The organism is Grimontia sp. SpTr1, from assembly GCF_947387585.1.
In the GTDB taxonomy this organism is placed as follows: Bacteria; Pseudomonadota; Gammaproteobacteria; order Enterobacterales; family Vibrionaceae; genus Enterovibrio; species Enterovibrio indicus.
Genome location: NZ_CANDOD010000002.1, coordinates 35,814 through 58,362, shown reverse-complemented (window position 1 = coordinate 58,362; position 22,549 = coordinate 35,814). Strand labels below are relative to the sequence as shown.

The following is a 22,549-nucleotide window of genomic DNA, read 5'->3' as shown; positions in this document are numbered from 1 at the left end:
TATGCTGTGAGCGCAGTCAGGACAACGTCTGAAAGTTTCTGGGCGGCTGCCTTTCAAAAGGAAAATTAGGGATGAGAAATAGGAAAGCCCCGATCGGGACATCGGGGCTTTCAAAGCATATGGATGAGAAGGTTACATCTCATATTTATATGGGGCTGGCACTTCTCCGCCTCGGCCTCTACAAAGAACGGGAGGCATCATTGTTGATTCACCGTTGATAATGCATGGCCTTTCCCAGAGAGTAGGGCCAGCTTTAGAGCTACTCGCTTGGGCTGCTCCAATACTTGAAGCCAAAATCACAGATAACATCACAACTGTTTTTAAAATACGCATCTAAATTTCTCCTATTGCGTGATATTGCTCGCAATTTGAGAATAGAACAGGTTGTTTTTTTTGTGACAAAAATAAGCAATTTTTTTTTCTTTTCAAATCAGGTGATTAATTCCAGCCAGCCACACCGTGTGAAGCATTATCGACAAATACAAAAAGCCCCCGCAAATGCGAGGGCTTTCATTAGGCGTAATTCTTACAGGAAGTTGTAAGGAACGATAACTTGCAGACGGAAGTCTTGGCGAGCCCAGTCAGAGTTGTCACGCATATCACGCTCTAAGTGAGTTGCGTGGAAACGAATGGTTGAACCTTTCAGTGCGCCATTTGGTACAGAGTAACCAATTGTACCGTTAACTGCGTATTCTGCATCCCAAGCAACTTGCTCTTCACTGATGTCAGACAGAGCTACACCTGCATATGCAAACCAGCCATCACCCAGGTCGAAGTTGAAACGGTTATACCAAGCGATTTGGCTGTCTTGGTTCCAGTCAGACAGAGCATCCCACCACTGTTGCCAAGTACCGTTGTTTGTGCCATAGCCACGGACTGTACGAGGAGTAAACTCAGCGGCATTTTTAGTGTGAGTGTAACGAACTTGAGAGTCCCACTTCACGCTTCCAAGAGGCATTGCAAACTGGATACCGTGGTGAGCACCAAGACCGTCATAAGTTGAATCGTCGTTTACAGCATAGATGCCGTAACCTAAGCTCCAACCATCAGCAGCATAATTAAACTTGGCTGCGTAAGAAGTAGAACTATCGTCCGAACCACTATTAGTCAGGTTAGCTTGACCAACACCCAGATCTACAGAAACGTCACCAACAGCACCAACAAGGCCTACAGAGTGAAGGAAATCAAATGCTTGTTTGCCTTGAGGAGTGCGTTGTACAGTTTCCCACCAAGGTGCAGTGTGTTGATCTGCAAAGCCGTAGCCCAGAGTCCAACCGTTCAGATCTACGAACGCTTTACCACCACGGTAAGTACCTGGCACGAAAGACCATACGTTACCGATGGTACCAACGCCCATCTGAGTCAGACCGATATCACCACGTACCGAACCAGTGTTGAACTTCAAAGCCACTTTAGTCGCTTTAAAAGAACCATTGGTATCTTGTGAGCCCCAACCGTCACAAAGAACGATTTCAGAACAGTTGCTAGTTTGCTCGTATAGTGTACCACTCAGGTAACCGCCAAGATCTACACCAACACCAGTCTCACCGCCAGTGTAACCAGACGCAAAGTTAACGCCTAAGTTCCAGTCACTGTAGTTGAATGCTGCATCAAAGCCATCACCAGTGTCAGTTTGACGGATACGAGTATCTGAAATAGCTACTGCAGAAAGAGATGCACCAGAAAGAAACTCATTCAGTTTCTCTACATATTGATCACCAGCCGCGCTTTCAGTAGCAGCTTGTGCAGGCATTGCTACAACACCCAGGATTGCAGCAGTCAAAGCAGACACTTTGAAAATGGTTGAACGTTTTTCCATGGAAAATAACTCCTAAAGGGATTTTTCAGAATTCCAAGTCATCGCCGTTATGGTTGGCCGCCGTAGCAATGACTCGTTTATTCGATTTTCTAAAACGACCCAAATTCATCGCTTTAGATTTTTTGTCACCGATTGAACTCTCCCTCAACCGATGAGTCTCAGACTACTTTCACCTGAAAAAACATCAACGAGAACTTTATTTGTTATTAAAAAAATATGACTCGGTGCAAAGTTCCATCCATGTTCGTGATCGAGATCCCTTATTTAGACAAACACATAAAAATAAAAACATAAAACATTAAAATACAATCACTTGTGAGCTTTTCGCAGTCAGTAAAAATACTAAAAACACTGTATTGAGATCGTTATCACATATTCATTTTCGAGACATAAAAATGAATTTCCAGTCGTTTTAATGGTCAAATTTCACCTCGTGAAATATCTGAATTGGATCGCAAAAGCGCTTGGGGCGGGGCATAAAAAAACGCCAGCGTGATGCTGGCGTTTGTGGAGAATTTGTATTCAATGAAATTAACGTGACAGCAATCTCACCATTCCGTCTTCATCTAAAATTTCAATGCCAAGTTGCTGTGCTTTAGCCAACTTAGAGCCGGCGGCTTCACCTGCAATCAAGAGATCGGTTTTTGCGGAAACGCTTCCCGTCACTTTTGCTCCTAATGCTTGAAGCGCCGCTTTTGCATCGTTACGGGACATTTGCGATAGGGTTCCGGTCAGAACAACAATTTTACCCGCCAGTGGTTGAGGTTCATTTTCGTCACGCTCTTCAATGGCAGGCCAAGTAATGCCACTTTCCAGCAATGCTTCAATCACTTCTTTGTTGTGCTCTTCACTAAAGAAGTTCACCACATGTTTAGCGACAATGACGCCCACATCTTGCACTTCGACTAACTGTTCTTCTGTCGCCTCACGAATCGCTTCAAACGTGAAGAAGTGGTTAGCGAGGTTTGCTGCCGTTGCCTCTCCTACTTCACGAATACCCAGAGAGTAGATGAAGCGAGGCAATGTGGTTTCTTTCGCTTTAGCTAGAGCGTCAACAAGGTTTTGTGCGGATTTTGGTCCCATACGGTCGAGTATGGTCACTTGGCCCGCTGTGAGCTTGAACAAGTCCGCAGGTGTGGTGATCAATTCTTTCTCAATTAACTGCTCAACAATTTTGTCGCCAAGCCCATCGATATCCAGCGCTTTACGCGAAGAGAAATGCTTAATGGCCTCTTTGCGTTGTGCACGGCAAATCAAACCACCGGTACAGCGAGCAACGGCTTCTCCTTCCACGCGCTCAACGTGAGATTGGCATACCGGGCAAGCATCGGGGAAAACGACATCCTTTGCATCATCGGGGCGACGACTATCCACGACGCTGACGATTTGCGGGATCACATCGCCTGCACGGCGAATAATGATGGTATCGCCAATCTTTACGCCAAGGCGCGCAATCTCATCCGCGTTATGCAATGTGGCGTTGGAAACGGTTACCCCGCCGACAAACACAGGCTCCAGTTTAGCAACCGGCGTAATAGCACCGGTGCGGCCAACCTGAAACTCGACATCTTGTAATACCGTTATTTCTTCCTGAGCAGGGAACTTATAGGCAATAGCCCAGCGCGGCGCTCGGGCGACGAAACCTAAACGCTCTTGTGTATCAATGGCGTCAACTTTGATCACCACACCGTCAATTTCATACGGCAAGTCATTGCGACGCGCGCCGATATCCTGATAGTAAGCTTTGACGTTCTCGATGCCTTCGACTTTTTTGACTTCCGGGCTGAGTGGAATGCCCCAGATTTTCAGTTGTTCTAAACGACCGATATGGGAATCACCAAACGCTTCGGACATCACACCCACTGAGTAGGCATAGAAACGAAGGGGACGGGTTGCGGTAATTTTTGGATCTAGCTGACGAAGGCTTCCTGCCGCGGCATTGCGCGGATTCGCAAATGCTTTTTCACCTTTTTTGATGTTTTTTTCGTTAAGTTTTTCAAAGCCTTCCTTAGGCATAAAGACTTCGCCACGCACTTCCAAACGCTTAGGCCAGCCTTCCCCTTGAAGCTGCAAGGGAACATTGCGGATGGTACGGACATTGTGAGTGATGTTCTCACCTGTCGCACCGTCACCACGGGTAGCGGCTTGCACTAAAACACCATTCTCATACATCAAGCTCACTGCCAGACCATCTAGCTTAGGCTCACAGCTAAAGATGAAATCACCTGAGATGTTCAGCCTGTCCTTCATGCGCTTTTCAAACGCTTCAAGCTCTTCATCACCGAAGGCATTGTCGAGAGACAGCATTGGAATTTCGTGACGAACCTGTTCAAAGGCGCCCAGAGGTGCACCGCCGACGCGCTGGCTTGGCGAATCTGCCGTCATCAACTCTGGGTACTCGGCTTCTATCGCCAGCAGTTCTTGCATCATGCGGTCATATTCCGCATCCGGAAGTTCGGGTTTGTCTTCGACGTAGTAAAGGTGGCCGTGATAGTTAAGCTGCGTTTTCAGCGACTGCAGTTTTTGTTGAATTTCCGTGGTCATCAATGCTGCCTAGTTTGCTTCACCACTTTTTAGTGGCTTGGATATTGAGAATGTGGGCCAGTATACCCGAACTCCCACAAGGCGCGAAAATACCGCTTGTTGATAATGCATCCAAGCGATTATGATGCTGGCAGATTTATCATTGAGTGACACCATGAAGGGTAACGCATTAAGACACAACGGCTGTTGGGGCACTTTGCTCGCGTTGCTGCTTGTCTTTTTTTCGCTGCCATCATTCGCGGCAGACTCTGTCGACACTAACAGCGATCACTCAAACTGTCTGGTGGTCACTCAGCATGAAGCCCAGACATCAGCACAAGATGCGCTCACTTCATTAAATGCTGAGCACCGGGCGCCCGCCAAATCGCTAACACCAAGCCTATCCACCTTACTCAGAAACGGCTCATGGCTGCCAGAAAGGCTTGCCAACACTGAACCTGAATATGAGCTGGTTATCGAGCTGGCAAACGTTGCCACTTTGCTTGATTACTATCATTACGACGACACATTCAGCCACTGGCACGACTGGACTCGCTCTCCCCCAGCGACCAGACACCGTATCGCTGGCTGGAAAGATTCCAACCTGCAATACCGGTTCATTTCTCAAGCTCAAGCCTGAACTTCAAATCCAAGCTGACTTCCATCGGCGCACTAAACACGCCCACTCACTAACCAGTGGACTAAAGATTTGACGTATTTGCCGTAAATGTTTTGCGGTGACGAGCGAGAGCTATGCAAAAAAACACTCAAAATACTAAGCCAAAGAGAACAGGCCGAGCGACCCTGTTAAACCACTATCCTGCATGGAAATACGTGGTGCTGATCACCACCATCATCATTATGCTGTTCAGCGCCCTGCCGTCTTGGTTTGGCGAAAGCCCGGCTATCATGATTTCCCACAAAGGGAATACGCCATCGGCTGTCGCGATCAAAAGCATCCTGGATAACAAAGATGTCGCCGTGACACGTATTGACCAACAAGGCAATAAAACCACCGTGGTGCTCAGCGAAGCATCGCAACAAAATGCGGCTAAGCAGATTTTGGCAAAACGTATGCCGGAAGATGACACCGTGACACTAGCCATGGTGCCAGCAGCACCAGCTTGGCTACTGGAGATGGGTTTCAAGCCAATCAAGCTTGGTCTTGACCTTCGCGGCGGCGTGCAATTCCTGCTGGATGTCGACATGCAGCAAGTTTTCCATGCTCATGCAACACAAGCCGCTGATGCGGTCCGCGAGCACGCGCGCGAGCTTCGTGTCCGTGGTGTGCGCGTTCAGGTTAATGCCGATAGTGACTTAAAAATCGTTGCACCATCCAGTGCTTCTGAAGGCGAACTGCGCCAATTCCTCCGCGAGCAATATCCGCAATGGGAAGTAAAAGGTAGCGGTGACAACACCCTGACAATGAGTTTGAAAGAAGCGGAAAAGCAAACACTCACTAACCTAACTGTGCAACAGAACCTGCAAACCATGCGCTCTCGTATTGAGGAGCTCGGCATCACAGAAGCAGCTGTTCAACGTCAGGGCGAACACCGCATCCGCATCGAACTGCCAGGCGTTCAAGACCCAGCCGCCGCCAAAAACGTGATTGGCGCAACTGCAAGCCTTGCGTTCTATGAAGTGGTAAGTGATTACAAACCTGGCTCTATGGTGATCCCAGAGCAAAACGGTCGCCCGGTGCACGTTAACCGCAAACCGGTTCTATCAGGTGAGCACATTGTCGATGCGCGCGCCAGCATGGGTGAAATGGGCATGCCGGAAGTGAACATTTCGCTGGATTCAACCGGCGGTAAAAAAATGTCTGACTTCTCAGCGCAGCATATCGGCAAACCTATGGCGACAGCTTACAGCGAATACAGCCGCAATGCAGAAGGTAAAACTGAGCAAGAAACGTCCATCATCAGCGTGGCGACCATTCAGTCCCAACTGGGTAACCGTTTCCGCATTACCGGCGTCGGTACCCTGCCTGAAGCACAGGATTTAGCGCTATTGCTGCGTGCCGGCTCTCTCACCGCACCAGTAACCATCGTTGAAGAACGCACCATTGGTCCTTCTTTGGGTGCTGAAAACATTCAAAACGGCTTTGCGGCACTGGCAATGGGGATGGGTTTAACCCTGCTGTTTATGGCTGTGTGGTACCGCAAGCTTGGCTGGGTGGCAAACCTCGCCCTTGTCGTCAATATGGTAATGCTACTGGGTCTGATTGCCCTACTTCCTGGGGCAGTACTTACGCTGCCGGGTATCGCTGGACTAGTGCTTACCGTCGGTATGGCAGTGGATACCAACGTACTTATCTTCGAACGTATTAAAGAGAAAGTCCGTGAAGGAAGAAGTCTGGCTCAGTCGATTGATTTGGGTTTCAGCAGTGCGTTCGCCACTATCCTCGACTCCAACATCACCACACTTATCTCTGCTGCAACCTTATATGCCATTGGTAATGGCCCTATCCAAGGTTTTGCTCTGACATTGGGCTTAGGTTTGTTGACCAGTATGTTTACCGGAATCTTCGCGTCTCGCGCAGTGATCAATCTGGTTTGGGGTAGAGATTCACGTCGCGGTGTGAGGGTATAACAATGATTACGATGAAAAACGCAACAAAACTTCGCCGTATTGGCAGCCTGATTTCCTGTGTACTCATGGTGCTTTCTATCTTTACCTTGAGCACCAAGGGCCTCAATTTCGGCCTCGATTTTACCGGCGGTATGATCAGTGAAGTTCAACTGGACTCAACGCTGACTGCCAACCAAATTCAAGACAAATTGGAAGCTGCGCTCAAACAGCCTGTGACCGTGGTGTCAGCCGGAGAAGCCGGTGATTGGGTACTTCGTTACGCCGCGCCGGAGAAATTGAGTGAGCAGCCTGAGCTCAAGCCTATCCTTGAGTCTTTCTCTCAAACTGTCGAGATGATTAACGTCAGTCTGGTCGGCCCACAAGTCGGTCAAGAACTGGCAGAGCAAGGAGGATTGGCCGTGCTTATTACTCTGTTGGTGATTCTGGGTTACCTGAGTTTCCGCTTCGAGTGGCGACTGGCATCCGGCGCACTCTTGGCACTGGTACATGACGTCGTTCTCCTGCTGGGCTTTTTCTCTATCACAGGAATGGAGTTCAACCTGACAGTGTTGGCAGCACTCTTGGCGGTGCTGGGTTACTCCCTGAATGATTCCATCATCATCTCTGACCGGATCAGGGAACTGCTGAAAGCGAACGTGACCTTGCCAATTGCAGAGCTCAACAACCGCGCGATTGCTTCTACTATGTCCCGCACTCTCATCACTTCAGGAACCACACTGATTTCAGTGGGGTCACTGTGGCTGTTGGGGGGAGAGCCACTATATGGTTTCTCCATCACCATGTTTATCGGTATTGTCGCCGGCACCTGGTCAACCATGACGGTCGCCACCATTATTCCGGAAATGACGAATCTGCGACCCGAACATTACATGCCAACACCGGTGTCTGACGCACCATAAAGCCTTAAATTCCAAGCCCGCTTCTGCGGGCTTTTTTATACCCACTCCATCATCCTGTAATCAATGTCTAACGAACACGGTCACTTACATATTAGGTATTCCTGCCGCTTGCAATCTGTCAGCGCGCTCAACAGAATGCTGTGCAAAATTGGATCAAATCTTTAGGCCATGTATCACCACACTTCAATAAAAAGCACTCGAGTAATCATCGCTTTACTTGCTTTGATGTTTTTTGTGTCGCTACCAGTGAAAGCCCAAACACCGGATACCGGATGGCTGACAAACCCTGCTCACCCACCGGTCAAAGCCCGCGTTGCGCTGACTGGCAATGCCAATGAATCAACCCACGCCGTTGAAGGCTTTCTGGAAATCAACCTCTCCGGTGGCTGGAAAACCTACTGGCGCTCTCCCGGAGAAGGTGGCGTTGCGCCAAGCCTGAACTGGAAAGCTTCAGAAAACATTAAAGATGTGGACTGGCAATGGCCTGCCCCACAACGTTTCGATTTGTTGGGTATTGATACGCTGGGCTACACAGGCGATATCATTTTTCCCATCACGCTCTACGTTGAGGACATCAACAAACCCGCAAACTTTGCAGGTACCTTAACGGTCTCTTCCTGTACCACAGTGTGTGTGCTCACGGACTACGAGTTTGAACTGGCATTTACAGCAAACAATCTAAAACCCAATGCAGAGTTGCTGCACACGCATGCGCAGGCCGCTAGCCAAGTCCCTAAAGCATCACCTCAACTGAAAAATATCAGCGCCATATGGGATGATACAAAACAGCAACTGCAAGTTTCCGCAAGTAAAGCTATCGATTGGCAATCACCCGATATCATTGTTGATGGCAGTTCGGACGCACTAACCGATGTGGCTTTTTCTGTGCCGACAATCTCAGTGAATGGCGAGACCGTCACTGCCACCTACTCCGTCAGCAGTTGGATGAAACAGCCTGCGTTAGCCGATGAGATTGTGACCATCACATTCATTGACAAAGATTTTCTGGCTGAACAGAAAATCACGGCAAAGGCGGGCACCATTGTTGAGGCAGTACCGGACTTTTCCTTTGCATCTGCCATGGCCTTCGCGCTGCTAGGCGGACTTATTCTTAATATCATGCCTTGTGTGTTGCCGGTGCTTGGCCTAAAGCTCAGCGCCGTGATTACCGCTCAGGGTCTGGCGAAAGTACAAATACGTAAACAGTTTCTTGCCTCAGCGGCGGGTATCTTGTTTTCATTTTGGTTACTCGCTGCCTTCCTACTGACCCTCAAACTCACTGGTAACGCGATCGGTTGGGGCATTCAATTCCAAAGCCCGCTGTTTATCGGTGTGATGGTGGCGATTACGATGCTGTTTGCTGCCAACATGTTGGGATTATTCGAGATCAGGCTGCCCTCTTCGGCGAATACCTGGTTGGCAACCCGGGGAGATAACTCCTATGTCGGGCACTTTACACAAGGCATGTTTGCCACATTACTTGCTACCCCGTGTTCTGCACCGTTTCTAGGTACCGCGGTTGCGTTTGCTCTAACCGCATCAACGCCAACCCTGTTTGCGATTTTTTCCGCGCTAGCTGTCGGTATGGCGCTGCCTTGGTTGCTCGTTGCCGCAATACCTTCCCTAGCAAAGAAATTGCCAAAGCCTGGCCCCTGGATGAACCGAGTGAAGTGGTTATTTGGCTTTATGATGCTCGCAACCAGCGTCTGGCTGCTGACATTGCTGGCCAATCATTTATCGCTGCTTTGGCTTATCATCCTGAGCTTCATCGTCATTGCCTTTTTCATCACCAGAACCCACAAAGTTCACGGTAAAAAAACAGCAGTAATCATCAGTGGCGTGGGCATTTTTCTGACGGCTGTGACGCTGGTCATTGCAAGCCTTACAGCCTCTAAATGGGTGACGCCTCTGCCACCTGATTTAGCGTGGCAAAAGCTCGATGAATCGCAGATAGCGCAAGAAGTGAAAGCAGGAAACACCGTGTTTGTGGATGTCACTGCAGATTGGTGTATCACCTGCAAAGCGAACAAAATTGGTGTTTTACTGCAAGAGCCCGTCTACTCCAGGCTTCAAGCCGAAGATATGGTGACATTTCAGGGTGATTGGACTTCTCCGAACGGTTATGTGACTGACTATCTGCGTAAATACGGCCGCTATGGTGTGCCTTTCAATATTGTTTATGGCCCAGCGGCGCCAGAAGGCATCCCGCTTCCTGTCGTGCTGTCTAGTGAAGATATCATTCGTGCCATCAATCATGCTAAAGGAGGTTGAAACCATGGACACTCCAAAAGACAAGAGTAAATGGAAACAGCCCGGATTCTGGATAAAGGAAATCCTGACACTAGTGATCTTGTTTTCCGTTGTTTCATTCGCTGTGGATCTTTGGCGCAGTCAAGACATGCCGAACGAGCAGTTGCCAAATGTTGCTTTACAGGATCTTTCAGGTGAAACCATAGATTTAGTCGCGCTAAGTGAAGACAAGCCCGTGGTTTTATACTTTTGGGCCACTTGGTGTGGCGCATGCAAATTTGTGACACCAACCGTGGATTGGTTAGCGGAAGATCATGATGTCGTCTCTGTTGCGATCACTTCAGGCTCAAATGATCGTGTCTCGGCCTACCTTCAACATCACGACCTGAAATTCGCCACCATCAATGATGAGCGAGGATCTTTTTCAGGTATGTGGGGCGTGCGCGCGACGCCGACCATAGTGATTGTTAAAGAAGGAAAAATCGCATCTATCACTACCGGTATCACCACACCGCCCGGTTTATTGGCTCGCCTTTGGTTGGCTTAACCCATCGCTTTCACAGGCTCTTTTTAAACAAAATACCCGGCCATTGATTAGTGACATGAATTCCTAATCATGCCGGGTATTTTTCATATCTATGAAAATTTGGAAAACCTTTTTCGAGCCACCTTTAATTTGTAGAAACCGACAAAATCCCGCCGCCTAATTTTCAACCAAATCAGTGTGTAATAACAAAAAAGCAACAAAAACAACCAACACTGAGAGGAAACAACATGTTACGCACTCGACTACTCCCTTTGGTAGCAGTGGTATCGGCGACAATACCTCAACTCGCCTTTGCACACGGCTATATGGACTACCCTCCCTCACGTCAGGAAATTTGTGACAGCGACGGTGGCTACTGGGAATCAACGGATGGCTCAACCATCCCGAACGCCGCTTGTCGCGCTGCTTTTAAAGAGTCAGGCTGGTATCCGTTTGTGCAAAAGCCGGAGTTTGCCAAGCTAGTTTCTGATTTCACCAATCAAGCTGCTGTTGAAGCGGGCGTACCAGATGGCGCACTGTGTTCGGCGGGTGACCCGAAAAAAGCCGGTATCGACATTCCCTCTTCTGAATGGCAAGCCACACCCATTGACCCAAGCTTGAACGGGAAACTCACTCTGCTATACCGCGCATCAACGCCCCACAATCCAAGCTTCTGGAAGTTCTACCTCTCAAACGCCGCTTACAACTCGGCAACTGATGCATTGAAATGGTCAGATCTGGATTTGATCGCTGAGTTTGGCAATGTACCCGTTGTGATCATCAACGAGAAAAAGTACTACCAAATGACTATCACCCTGCCAACAGACCGCACCGGCAACGCAGTGCTTTATTCACGCTGGCAGCGCGATGACCCAGCAGGCGAAGGCTTCTACAACTGTTCAGACATCAGCTTTGGTGGCGACATCGTTGTTCCAACATGGCAAAGCCTTGGTGCAGCAGTCAAAGCGACTGACGACGCCAATAGTGGAGATACCGTTTGGTTCCGCGTCTTCGATGGCAGTGGAACAGAAACCGTGTTCGAAAAGCTCGCTATTGACGTGACCAACCAAGACGAAGCGGTTTGGGCAGCTCAGTTAGCAGATATCATCAACAATGGTTCGACCGGTGTTCGCCTCGGTAAACTCTCACAAGACGGTTTGGTGTCTTGGAACAGCACCGATCTTTACGGCAATCTGGTTTACGTGAAAGACCAAAGCGCTACCTTCCAGCTCGATATCAAACGGGAAGTTGTGAACAATGTACCGGTTCTCAACGCCCCGCTGACAATGAATGTTGAAAGCGGTCAATCTACTCAAGTTGCTGTTTCAGCAACAGATGCTGACAACGATGTACTGACATTCAGTGCTAGCCAAGGCACTGTGACAGTCACTGGCAATGATGCAACCATTAGTTACACTGCGCCAGCAACCACCACTGACCTTAACGACACGATTACTGTGACAGTCACTGACGGCACTGCGAGTGCTCAGGCTGTGATCAGCGTAAACGTGAAGGGTAGCGGCGGCACTGGCGGTGAAACAAACTGGGATGCGAACGCAACCTACCTGGCTGGCGCCAAAGTGACACACTTTGGCGTAACTTATACGGCGCAGTGGTGGAACAAAGGTGAGGAGCCGGGAACGTCTTCCGTATGGGTAGCGGACAAAGGTGCTGGCGACCAAGCCTGGAGTAAAGATATTGCCTACAGCGGTGGCGATACTGTGGTTTATGAGACCAAAACCTACAAAGCAAAATGGTGGACCAAAGGTGATCTACCAACTAACGGTGGACCTTGGGCAGAAGTGAAATAGCCAAACCCAAGTGCCATGCATAAAGAACGCCCCTCGAAAGGGGCGTTCTTTATCTGTTCCAATTAAATCAAGCGTGTGCGTGGAACTGTTTTATCTTGTCGCGGTAACCATCAAGGCGCTGAGGCGTCATCATGTTTCGCTTGTCGTCTGTGACCAAACCACCAAGCTGGTCAGCAACTTGCTGGGCTGTTTGAAGCATGAGCTTAAAGTTCTGCTCGGCTTCACCGTAACAAGGCAGCGTCATAAACAGAGTAATGCCCGGTGTTGTGAACTGATGAATCGTTGCCAGCGGGAAGCTACCTGGGTTAAACATGTTTGCTGCGCTGAACAAAACTTTACCTGTGCCAGCTAAATCTGCGTGGCGGTGGAAAATTTCCATCTCACCAAAAATCATACCGTGTTGTTCGAGGCAGTTAATCAGCTCTTCGCCATCAAACTCACTGTTATTTGCAGCCTGAACGTTCATGATCAGTACCTGCTGCTCTGGCTCTTTTGGTGCTTCTTCTTCAACTTGTGGTACATCATCAACAACAGTTTCTGAAGCATCTTTATCTTCTGCAAAAGACACGTTTTCTGGTGCTTCAATCACTGGCTCTGCGACTGCGTCAACAACAGGGGCTTCTTCCTGAGGCGTTTGAATCGAATGCACAGGCAGATCAGTCTCTTTATCTTTATCTGCATCGCTGTCGTCAGCAGTAAATGTCGGCAAAGGAACATCGTCGTCTTTCTCTTTTGCTGACATGTCTTCACTCTGTCCAGCAAAAAGAGGATCGACATCTGGTTTATCACCGAAATTCAGACCAGGCTCTTTACGCTCAGTTTTAGGCTTGTCGCTACTAACAGACTTGATCACTCGAACTGAACCAATACCGTCCTGATCAAATCCTGTCTCATCTTTTTCTCTTAATTTACCAATTGGCTTTTCGCCAAATTTCGCGGGCTTTTCCTTACGGCTTGTCCACAAGCCATGAAGCAACAACGCGGCGATAGCCACCGCACCCAAAATGATTAAAACAAGGCGCAATTCCTGCATCATTTAATCTCAGCATTTATCCAATTAACGACGAGAGTCCGCAAGCGGTTGTGACCTATCTAAACACCTTGGTACAACCTTTGGCAATGTCGCACATACAAATTGCTGACTACTGTACCAAAAAGCGTATGAAAGTTAACGTCCATACCGCGAGAACACTGAAAAAGTCACTGTTCTGACAGTGAAAACGCGCCCAATGCGCATTTTCACTCACTTCACTATGCTGTTTGACAATGGCGCGGTTCAATAATTCACCAGTGGCGTAAATTGCCATTATCTGGTCTTAGACGTTAACATTCTCTCATCACGAGGCATCGATAGCGGTGCTGCATCGCTAGCCGGAACATCAAGATTGCGTTTTAAACCCCCGAAAACCCTAGGTTTCACAGCAATACGCCATCACCTGTAAAATGAAGCCAAAGTTGGCTTAGTTCCTGCTTTAGCAATAAAAACATTCAATTTTTGCCTTTGGGATAGGCACGGAAAGGAGATTCTATGAACCCAACTCAAATGGCTAAGCAGCCGGTATCTGGTGCGAGCTATTTTCTTCGCGGATTTTCCCTCATGTTTACGCCCGGGATCCGTCGCTTTGTGATTATTCCTTTGGTCGTAAACCTGCTTTTGATGGGTACCCTAATTGGTGTTGTGCTTTCTCAGCTCAGTGATTGGATTAATGGCTGGTTATCCTACTTACCTGAAATGCTGAATTGGCTCTCGTATGTCTTGTGGCCTCTGCTGGCATTAGCAATATTGGTTATCTGTTCTTACTTTTTCAGTACCGTTGCCAACTGGATTGCGGCCCCTTTTAACGGTCTTTTAGCTGAACATCTGGAAGCCAAGCTCACAGGTAAGCGCCCACCCGACGATGGCATTACCGGCATCATCAAAGATTTACCCCGTGTGTTTAAACGCGAATGGCAGAAGCTTGCTTACTACTTGCCGAAAGCACTGGGTCTGTTATTGTTGATGTGGATTCCGGCCATTGGCCAAACACTCGGCCCAGTGCTGTGGTTTTTGTTCAGCGCCTGGATGATGGGGATTCAATACTGTGACTACCCGTTTGATAACCATCGTGTCTCTTTCCCCAATATGAAAGCAACGCTTCGCGATAACAAAGGCTCTACCATGAGTTTTGGCGCTTTGGTGATGTTGTTCACCATGACACCGATTCTCAACCTTTTTGTTATGCCGGCCGCTGTCTGCGGAGCAACGGCGATGTGGGTTGATAAGTACCGCGGCGATCTCGCCCGCTATTAAACTCACTTCAATATTTCGGAAAAACACCTTTGCTCAACAGAACAAAGGTGTTTTCTGCTTCCAAATACACTATTTAGTGTTACCCGCATCTGAAACCATGCTGATAACAATAAGATATAACTAACGATTACTTTGCTTTCAGCCAAATCAGGATATTCTAAAACTCGTATATCCCCTGCAAACCGAAGGAACGAAGAAGATGGGTAAAATTTACGAAGATAATTCAACCACTATCGGCAACACGCCGCTTGTACGTCTTAACCGTGTATCAAACGGCAAAGTGCTGGTAAAAATTGAAGCTCGCAACCCTAGCTTTAGCGTTAAATGCCGTATCGGTGCAAACATGATTTGGGATGCAGAGAAAAGCGGCAAACTGAAGCCTGGTGTTGAACTGGTTGAGCCAACCAGTGGTAACACAGGTATCGCGCTGGCTTATGTTGCTGCAGCCCGTGGTTACAAACTGACTCTGACCATGCCTGAGTCAATGAGCCTTGAGCGTCGTAAACTGCTGAAAGCACTGGGTGCAAACCTGGTACTGACCGAAGCAGCGAAAGGCATGAAAGGCGCGATTGCTAAAGCAGAAGAAATTGTTGCTGCTGACCCAGAGAAATTCCTGATGCTGCAACAGTTTAACAACCCTGCTAACCCAGAAATCCACGAGAAGACCACAGGTCCTGAAATTTGGGAAGATACTGAAGGCGAAATCGACGTATTCGTATCTGGTGTAGGTACGGGTGGTACGCTGACTGGTGTTAGCCGTTACATCAAAAACACCAAAGGCAAAGCAATCACCACTGTTGCAGTAGAGCCTGCGGAGTCTCCAGTTATCACCCAAACTGTGAATGGTGACGACGTACAACCAGCACCTCACAAAATCCAAGGTATCGGTGCAGGTTTCGTACCTGGTAACCTGGATTTGTCTCTGGTCGACAAAACTGTACTGGTTACCTCTGACGAAGCGATTGCAATGGCACGCCGTCTGATGGAAGAAGAAGGTATCCTTGCGGGTATTTCTTCAGGTGCTGCTGTTGTTGCTGCCAACAAAATTGCAGAATTGCCTGAGTTCGCAGGCAAAAACATCGTAACGATTCTGCCAAGTTCTGGTGAGCGTTACCTGAGTTCTGCACTGTTCGCTGGTATCTTCACAGAGCTTGAAAACCAGCAATAACAGGCCTCGAGCTTCCAAATCCAATCGCATGATTGGCAACAAAAAAGCCCCGTTGGGGCTTTTTTGTTTGATTTTTTAATCCTGCTCTAGTAAAAATTCCCCGCCTTTTATTTTCGGCCTCGAAATTAATCATCGCCTCGAGTGTGAGTCAGGTGTTGTTTTGAGCGAAAATGTCACAAAAGTTTGACTTGGATTAAGCTAGGGCACTCAAATCTTGGTTAGTTTACCGTCCATCGATAGCCAAAACTGGTCAATCAGTTTAAGCTAACCGAAGATTTAATACATAAACCTAAATAAATAATGTATCGGGGTAAAACATGTATCAAAAGCAAGTAGAAATCACTGCTGAAAACGGTCTGCACACTCGTCCTGCGGCTCAGTTCGTAAAAGAAGCGAAAGGCTTCGATGCAAAAATCACTGTAGAGTCTGGTGGTAAAGAAGCAAGCGCAACTAGCCTGTTCAAGCTACAAACACTGGGTCTGACCAAGGGTACTGTTGTAACTATCAAAGCTGACGGTGCACAAGCTCAAGAAGCAGTTGATCACCTGGTTAAGCTGATGGACGAGCTGGAATAATCCAGCTCTTTTTCTATCCATTAGTATTTCAATTTGATCAATGTAGGGTAAAGCTATGATTTCAGGTATCCTGGCATCTCCTGGTATTGCTTTTGGTAAAGCGCTGCTACTCCAAGAAGACGACATCGTCATCAACAAAAATCCAGTTCCAGCTGACCAGCTAGACGCAGAAATCGCTCGTCTTTACGACGCACGCGAAAAATCTAAACAGCAACTTGAAGTGATAAAAGACAAGGCGCGCGAAACTTTCGGTGAAGAGAAAGAAGCGATCTTTGAAGGTCACATCATGCTGCTTGAAGATGAAGAGCTAGAAGAAGAAATCATAGCTTTCATTAAAGAAAACAATGCTTCTACCGAATACGCGATCTACAGCGTTATCGAAGAGCAAGCAGTTACCCTAGAATCTCTGGACGACGAATACCTGAAAGAGCGTGCTACTGACATTCGTGACATCGGCTCACGTTTTGTTAAGAACGCACTGGGTATCAACATCGTGTCCCTGAGCGCAATCAACGAAGAAGTGATTCTGGTCGCTAACGACCTGACTCCTTCTGAAACTGCGCAAATCAACCTGGACTACGTGCTGGGTTTCATCACCGATATCGGTGGTCGCACGTCTCACACTTCTATCATGGCGCGTTCTCTGGAACTGCCTGCGATCGTTGGCACCAACGACATCACTAAGCGTGTGAACAACGGCGACATGCTGGTTCTTGATGCAATCAACAACACGATTGTTATCAACCCAAGCGAAGAAGAACTGACCAAATTCAAAGCGATCCGTGATGAGTTCATCGCAGAGAAAGAAGAGCTGGCAAAACTGAAAGACCTGCCAGCTGTGACTCTGGATGGCCACCAAGTAGAAGTTTGCGGCAACATCGGTACAGTGAAAGACTGTGATGGTGTTAACCGTAACGGTGGCGAAGGTGTTGGCCTGTACCGTACCGAATTCCTGTTCATGGACCGCGATGCGCTGCCAACTGAAGAAATTCAGTACAAAGCGTACAAAGAAGTTGCAGAAGCGATGCATGGCCATCCAGTGATTATCCGTACTATGGATATCGGTGGTGACAAAGATCTGCCATACATGGATCTGCCAAAAGAAATGAACCCGTTCCTGGGTTGGCGTGCAGTTCGCATCAGCCTGGACCGTCGTGAAATCCTTCGCGACCAGCTGCGTGCAATCCTGCGTGCTTCTGCACACGGTAAACTTCGCGTGATGTTCCCAATGATCATCTCTGTTGAAGAAATCCGTGAGCTGAAAAAAGCAATTGAAGAGTACAAAGCGGAACTGCGTGCTGAAGGTCTGGCATTTGACGAGAACATCGAAATCGGTGTCATGGTTGAAACGCCTGCTGCAGCTGCAATTGCTCACCACCTTGCAAAAGAAGTTGAGTTCTTTAGCATTGGTACAAACGACTTAACCCAGTATACTCTTGCGGTTGACCGTGGTAACGAGCTGATCTCTCACCTATACAACCCACTGTCTCCAGCAGTACTGACCGTTATCAAGCAAGTCATCGACGCTTCTCACAAAGAAGGTAAGTGGACTGGCATGTGTGGTGAGTTGGCAGGCGATGAGCGTGCAACACTGCTTCTGATGGGTATGGGTCTTGATGAGTTCAGCATGAGTGGTATCTCTATTCCACGAATCAAGAAGATCATCCGTAATGCTAACTTTGCTGATGTTAAGGCAATGGCGGAAGAAGCACTGGCAATGCCTACTGCTGCAGAAATTACTGCGCACGTAGATAAATTCATTGCAGAGAAAACTGTCTGCTAAGATACAGCAGCAAAGAATTGATAACGCTTAGGAGCAAACACTATGGGTCTGTTTGACAAACTGAAGAAGCTGGTTTCTGACGACAGCAACGACGCAGGCGCGATCGAAATCATCGCACCACTGTCTGGTGAAATCGTAAATATCGAAGACGTGCCAGACGTTGTTTTCGCTGAGAAAATCGTGGGCGACGGCATCGCGATCAAACCAGCTGGCGACAAAATGGTTGCACCAGTAAACGGTACCATTGGTAAGATTTTCGAAACTAACCACGCGTTCTCTATCGAATCTGAAGACGGCATCGAGCTGTTCGTTCACTTCGGTATTGATACCGTTGAACTGAAAGGTGAAGGCTTCAAGCGCATCGCTGAAGAAGGTCAGACTGTTAAAGTTGGCGACCCAATCATCGAATTCGATCTGGCTATGCTGGAAGAGAAAGCGAAGTCTACCCTGACTCCTGTCGTTATCTCTAACATGGACGAAATCAAAGAGCTGAACAAGCTTTCTGGTGCCGTTTCTGTTGGTGAAACGCCAGTACTGCGCATTAAGAAGTAATTCTTGAATCGCAAGAAAAAGCGCAGCTTTGGCTGCGCTTTTTTGTGTCTGTTAAAAAGTGAAAGGGAGGCAATCGCCTCCCTTGTTGTTTAAAACGTCTCTGACAGTTGGTAAACACGAAGCCCTGCTTTCATTGCCTCTACATCAGCACAGCCTTCGAAGTTTACTGTGACCGGAGAGCAAGGCATCAGCGTGAAACTGCTGTCACTGAAGCGTCCCTCGCCTTCAAACTCAAGATGAACGAAGAATGCTGGCAGATCTGACGTCAATACCAGCCGCAAGCCATCCATCCCTTCTATGATTTCAACATCCACTGAAGCCTTAGGTAGTGGTAGGCGTTTATAAACATCATCAAACCAGGTATTGGTGCTCTCCTTGCCCTCGCATTCCATGACTACATGGAAGAAGCCCTGATGCTTACGCTCATCAATCACTTGTCTGTCGCATTGCCAAACTGTTTGGTTGTCATCTTCGCCCAACTTAGTTTCAAACGGCCAGGTGTCGATCACTTCACCTTGCCAGTCATACCAAGTCACCTGCCCTTTAGCATCCACATTCCGGTGTTCATCATTGATCAGACGAAGTGCCAACGCATCTTGCTCTTCCACAAATACCGCCGCCTGAACGTCAAAAAAGCGCTTGGCATGATAGTGGAGTTGCTTCCAGCGCCCCGTATACTCAATGCTTGACCACGAGCTCACTGGCCAACAATCGTTAAGTTGCCAGTAAAGAATCCCTCGGCACAGTGGTTTGTTGGCGCGCCAGTATTCACTCGCTGTTTTAATTGCCAGTGCCTGCTGGACCTGGCTCAGATATAACATCTGTGCGAAATCTTTAGGGAAGCGGAAGTAGCGGGTGAACATCTCCGTCATGATGCTATTGCCACGTCCATTCTTCTGGTGTTGCTCAAAGGTCGGTGATGTGACGTTCCAGTCATCTTCCGATGCGAAAGTTTTCACTGTTGGCAGAGATGGCCAGGACTGATAACCAAACTCACTACAAAAACGCGGCTTCACGGTGTGGTAGGCATCAAAGGACTTTCCTGAGTGCCACACATCCCAGAAGTGCATGTCACCCTTGTTGTCATCATGCCAGGCATCACCGAAGTCCAACTCACCATTACAAGGCGAACTCGCCCAGAAACGGCGGTAAGGATCCTCACGCTCAACCATTTCCTGAAGCACCCGGTTAAGGCGGTCATAATTCACCACGTACTTTTCGCGGTTGGTGCGCGACTCTGGATACCAACCGATCGCACCAATGACTTCGTTATCGCCACACCACAGGGCAATAGAGGCATGATCGCTGAGACGACGCACCTGGTACGCAACTTCCAACTCTACATCTTTCAGAAATTCTGGCGTTGAAGGATATAGCGCGCAGGCGAACATGAGATCTTGCCACACCATCAGACCTAGCTCATCGCACAATTCGTAGAAGCAGTCACGCTCATACATGCCGCCGCCCCAGACACGAATCATATTCATGTTCGCCGCTTTCGCATCTTCTAAAAGCTGGCGGTAGCGGTCTGGTGTTTGCAATCCCGGCATGGCATCCAACGGAATCCAATTGGCCCCTTTGGACATGATCGCTTTACCATTCATCACAAAAGTCATTGCCGAACCCGCTTCATCTGGCGTGGTATCCAAATGGAGTTCTCGCAAACCAATGCGTTTGGTGACCTGTTGACCATCAACCGATACGGTCAGTGAGTAGAGTGGTTGGCCACCATACCCAGCTGGCCACCAGCGCTCTGGGTGAGTTATCGTGAAGCCACATGCCAAAGACTCAGCATCCGCTGCAATGGTAGCGCTTTGCGACTCACCACAAGGAGATGTCAGCACACATTCAATAGCCACAGAATCAGTGCCGACGGTTTCTGCATCGATAGAAACGGTCAGATCGCATTGGCCATTACTTTGCCATTGCTGGGCAGTGCGAACACCTTTGAGTACCATATTGTGGATTGGCTGCAGCTTCACGCTGTCGTAGATTCCGCTAGCAAGCAGACAAATACCCCAGTCCCAGCCAGCGTGGCATTGGGTTTTGCGAAGGGTATTCATGTGAGGAATTTGATTATTACCCACCGCCCAAGGCACAGGAAATGGCAAACGTTCAGCACGTGCTTTCGCCTCAATATCGGCACGCTTCAAGGTGACAGTCAGAATGTTCTCACCTTGCTTGAGGTAAGGACGCACATCAACTCGATATTCTCGGAACATATTGGCGCACAGCAAGACAACCTCGCCATTCACTGCCACAGATGCCACGGTATCAACCATGCTGAGTATTAAGTCAACACGAGGTGCTTCCAGCGTTGATGAATCAGCCTCGAACGATTTCGTCAGGAGCCAATCATGCTCACTAACCCATTGAACGTCAGTTTCATTGCAGCCGTAATAAGGGTCAGGGATTTTATCAGCGACCAACAAGGCACTGTGAACATCACCAGGGATTTGGATCGGTGCGACAATGCTGTCATTCGTGAAGGATGCCAGTGTCCATTCACCATCGAGTATTAATTGGGTCACGCAATTTCTCCGGATAGTACGAGATGCCGCGAACCGCTATTTCCTTGATACTGCAAAGCGTCCTTATTGCCACGCCCATTCAACGACTCTCAAAACACAAAAACTGGGCTGAGAACACCACAGATATGAAAGGCCGTCGAGTAGAATAAGGGCGCATCAGACCGCCAATTGTCATTTCCAAAATCTGGCTCAAAAAACCGGAAAAGCCCTTTTAGCCGCGCTCACAAATTTACATAAAAAAAGCACCAATCAACGGTGCTTTTAATGTTATCAATAAAATTCAAAGCATTGATAAGTCAGATACTTTCTAGCGCTTCCATTGAAGGTGCATAGAAGTACGCGCCTGTGACCGGTGTGGTAAAGCGAAGCAGCATGTCGGTTTTACCATCGCGCTCACCGAACATGCTTTCCAACATGGTTTTGTGAACATGTTGGGTATGGCAATAAGCCAAGAACAGCAGGCCGTGATCACCTGACACAGAGCCATATGGCAGGCTGTGGCGAACCATTTTCAGACCTTTACCGTCTTCTTTGATATCTACTCGGCCAACGTGCGAAGTTGGTGGTACATCTTCAAGTTCAATCGAGTCAGCCTTGGTACGGCCAATCACTTTCTCTTGTTGCTTGATGGTCAGCGGCTCCCATGCTGCCAGTTTGTGCACGTAACGCTGCATCATAACGACACTGCCACCAGCACATTCGCCATCAGCGATAATCGCCACATCACGACGCGCTTCTGCGCCTTCCGGGTTTTCAGTGCCATCGATAAACCCTGTCATGTCTCGGGAGTCGAGGTAACGATAACCGTAGGTTTCATCAACGACTTCAACCTCTGAAGCAATAGGTGACAAGAACTTGCGTAGCAGGAAGAAGTTCAGATCATGACGGGTTGAGTGGGCGTGAAGGAAAATATCACACTCCGTTGCGGGCGCATGAGTATCACCTTCGCCCAGAGGGCGGAAAGCGGAGAAATCAGTCGGTGTCGCAATACCGTTTTCCGCGCAGAAAACTGGGGAAAAAGACACAGCTGCTTTCAGATCAGCATCGGGTTGCTGGGCATTAATATCATCAACAAGGGAGTGAAGTGAGCGACACTGAGCTAGAACTTCTGAAGCAGAGCCTTTGACTTTCAGAACTGTGTACAGTGCGAAAGGACCTGCATCTGCAACGATTGCCGGTTGAGAAACCGCCATGTATTACCTCCAAGTAAAAACTGCTAGTTTTCATTTT

General features: G+C 48.3%; 16 protein-coding genes. 11 read left to right on the top strand and 5 right to left on the bottom strand.

Annotated features, from left to right (window positions below; genetic code table 11):
* Positions 1-526: 526 nt before the first annotated feature.
* The gene (locus QL223_RS04450) at positions 527-1,819 is read right to left on the bottom strand and encodes a porin (protein WP_281544031.1); all 1,293 of its coding nucleotides are present in this window, start codon (positions 1,817-1,819) and stop codon (positions 527-529) included.
* Between the two features lie 531 nt (positions 1,820-2,350).
* Positions 2,351-4,363 (bottom strand): NAD-dependent DNA ligase LigA, encoded by a 2,013-nt coding sequence (gene ligA, locus QL223_RS04445; RefSeq protein ID WP_281544030.1) that lies wholly within the window; start codon positions 4,361-4,363, stop codon positions 2,351-2,353.
* A gap of 154 nt (positions 4,364-4,517) precedes the next feature.
* Here ligA and QL223_RS04440 point away from each other — a divergent pair, with 154 nt between their 5' ends.
* The 6 genes from QL223_RS04440 to QL223_RS04415 all read left to right on the top strand — a co-directional run bounded on the left by QL223_RS04440 (position 4,518) and on the right by QL223_RS04415 (position 12,420).
* Complete coding sequence (locus tag QL223_RS04440; protein WP_281544029.1) at positions 4,518-4,982, top strand: hypothetical protein; 465 nt, start codon at positions 4,518-4,520, stop codon at positions 4,980-4,982.
* A 113-nt stretch (positions 4,983-5,095) separates the two neighbouring features.
* Positions 5,096-6,934 carry a protein translocase subunit SecD gene (gene secD, locus QL223_RS04435; protein ID WP_083939860.1) on the top strand — a complete coding sequence of 613 codons (1,839 nt, stop codon included), beginning with the start codon at positions 5,096-5,098 and terminating at the stop codon, positions 6,932-6,934.
* A 2-nt stretch (positions 6,935-6,936) separates the two neighbouring features.
* The gene (secF, locus tag QL223_RS04430; RefSeq protein ID WP_002537927.1) at positions 6,937-7,833 is read left to right on the top strand and encodes a protein translocase subunit SecF; all 897 of its coding nucleotides are present in this window, start codon (positions 6,937-6,939) and stop codon (positions 7,831-7,833) included.
* 168 nt (positions 7,834-8,001) lie between these two features.
* On the top strand, positions 8,002-10,104 hold the full coding sequence (locus tag QL223_RS04425) for a protein-disulfide reductase DsbD domain-containing protein (RefSeq protein ID WP_281544028.1): 2,103 nt from the start codon (positions 8,002-8,004) through the stop codon (positions 10,102-10,104).
* A 4-nt stretch (positions 10,105-10,108) separates the two neighbouring features.
* On the top strand, positions 10,109-10,630 hold the full coding sequence (locus tag QL223_RS04420) for a protein disulfide oxidoreductase (protein ID WP_281544027.1): 522 nt from the start codon (positions 10,109-10,111) through the stop codon (positions 10,628-10,630).
* A 227-nt stretch (positions 10,631-10,857) separates the two neighbouring features.
* On the top strand, positions 10,858-12,420 hold the full coding sequence (locus QL223_RS04415) for a lytic polysaccharide monooxygenase (RefSeq protein ID WP_281544026.1): 1,563 nt from the start codon (positions 10,858-10,860) through the stop codon (positions 12,418-12,420).
* 67 nt (positions 12,421-12,487) lie between these two features.
* Here QL223_RS04415 and zipA read toward each other — a convergent pair whose 3' ends face one another.
* Positions 12,488-13,456, bottom strand: coding sequence for a cell division protein ZipA (gene zipA / locus QL223_RS04410; RefSeq protein WP_281544025.1), 969 nt, complete (start codon positions 13,454-13,456; stop codon positions 12,488-12,490).
* Between the two features lie 492 nt (positions 13,457-13,948).
* On the opposite strand from zipA, the gene cysZ reads away from it, so the two are divergent.
* The 5 genes from cysZ to crr all read left to right on the top strand — a co-directional run bounded on the left by cysZ (position 13,949) and on the right by crr (position 18,788).
* Positions 13,949-14,710, top strand: coding sequence for a sulfate transporter CysZ (gene cysZ / locus QL223_RS04405; protein ID WP_281544024.1), 762 nt, complete (start codon positions 13,949-13,951; stop codon positions 14,708-14,710).
* A gap of 199 nt (positions 14,711-14,909) precedes the next feature.
* Positions 14,910-15,878, top strand: a complete 969-nt coding sequence (gene cysK / locus QL223_RS04400; protein WP_281544023.1) for a cysteine synthase A — start codon at positions 14,910-14,912, stop codon at positions 15,876-15,878.
* Positions 15,879-16,195: 317 nt separating this feature from the next.
* On the top strand, positions 16,196-16,453 hold the full coding sequence (locus tag QL223_RS04395) for an HPr family phosphocarrier protein (protein WP_002537934.1): 258 nt from the start codon (positions 16,196-16,198) through the stop codon (positions 16,451-16,453).
* A 55-nt stretch (positions 16,454-16,508) separates the two neighbouring features.
* Positions 16,509-18,236, top strand: coding sequence for a phosphoenolpyruvate-protein phosphotransferase PtsI (gene ptsI / locus QL223_RS04390; protein WP_281544022.1), 1,728 nt, complete (start codon positions 16,509-16,511; stop codon positions 18,234-18,236).
* Between the two features lie 42 nt (positions 18,237-18,278).
* Complete coding sequence (gene crr, locus QL223_RS04385) at positions 18,279-18,788, top strand: PTS glucose transporter subunit IIA (protein ID WP_002537936.1); 510 nt, start codon at positions 18,279-18,281, stop codon at positions 18,786-18,788.
* Between the two features lie 89 nt (positions 18,789-18,877).
* On the opposite strand, the gene QL223_RS04380 is transcribed toward crr, so the two are convergent.
* The gene (locus QL223_RS04380) at positions 18,878-21,319 is read right to left on the bottom strand and encodes a glycoside hydrolase family 2 protein (RefSeq protein ID WP_281544021.1); all 2,442 of its coding nucleotides are present in this window, start codon (positions 21,317-21,319) and stop codon (positions 18,878-18,880) included.
* Between the two features lie 296 nt (positions 21,320-21,615).
* Positions 21,616-22,512: a Dyp-type peroxidase gene (locus QL223_RS04375; RefSeq protein WP_281544020.1), complete on the bottom strand. Its 897-nt coding sequence runs from the start codon at positions 22,510-22,512 to the stop codon at positions 21,616-21,618.
* Between the last annotated feature and the right edge of the window lie 37 nt (positions 22,513-22,549).

Coding starts and splice junctions, on each gene's coding strand:
- secF (WP_002537927.1), top strand. CDS start 6,937: ATGATTACGATGAAAAACGCAACAAAACTTCGCCGTATTGGCAGCCTG.
- cysZ (WP_281544024.1), top strand. CDS start 13,949: ATGAACCCAACTCAAATGGCTAAGCAGCCGGTATCTGGTGCGAGCTAT.
- ptsI (WP_281544022.1), top strand. CDS start 16,509: ATGATTTCAGGTATCCTGGCATCTCCTGGTATTGCTTTTGGTAAAGCG.
- QL223_RS04415 (WP_281544026.1), top strand. CDS start 10,858: ATGTTACGCACTCGACTACTCCCTTTGGTAGCAGTGGTATCGGCGACA.
- QL223_RS04395 (WP_002537934.1), top strand. CDS start 16,196: ATGTATCAAAAGCAAGTAGAAATCACTGCTGAAAACGGTCTGCACACT.
- QL223_RS04420 (WP_281544027.1), top strand. CDS start 10,109: ATGGACACTCCAAAAGACAAGAGTAAATGGAAACAGCCCGGATTCTGG.
- zipA (WP_281544025.1), bottom strand. CDS start 13,456: ATGATGCAGGAATTGCGCCTTGTTTTAATCATTTTGGGTGCGGTGGCT.
- QL223_RS04375 (WP_281544020.1), bottom strand. CDS start 22,512: ATGGCGGTTTCTCAACCGGCAATCGTTGCAGATGCAGGTCCTTTCGCA.
- QL223_RS04440 (WP_281544029.1), top strand. CDS start 4,518: ATGAAGGGTAACGCATTAAGACACAACGGCTGTTGGGGCACTTTGCTC.
- ligA (WP_281544030.1), bottom strand. CDS start 4,363: ATGACCACGGAAATTCAACAAAAACTGCAGTCGCTGAAAACGCAGCTT.
- cysK (WP_281544023.1), top strand. CDS start 14,910: ATGGGTAAAATTTACGAAGATAATTCAACCACTATCGGCAACACGCCG.
- secD (WP_083939860.1), top strand. CDS start 5,096: ATGCAAAAAAACACTCAAAATACTAAGCCAAAGAGAACAGGCCGAGCG.
- QL223_RS04450 (WP_281544031.1), bottom strand. CDS start 1,819: ATGGAAAAACGTTCAACCATTTTCAAAGTGTCTGCTTTGACTGCTGCA.
- crr (WP_002537936.1), top strand. CDS start 18,279: ATGGGTCTGTTTGACAAACTGAAGAAGCTGGTTTCTGACGACAGCAAC.
- QL223_RS04425 (WP_281544028.1), top strand. CDS start 8,002: ATGTATCACCACACTTCAATAAAAAGCACTCGAGTAATCATCGCTTTA.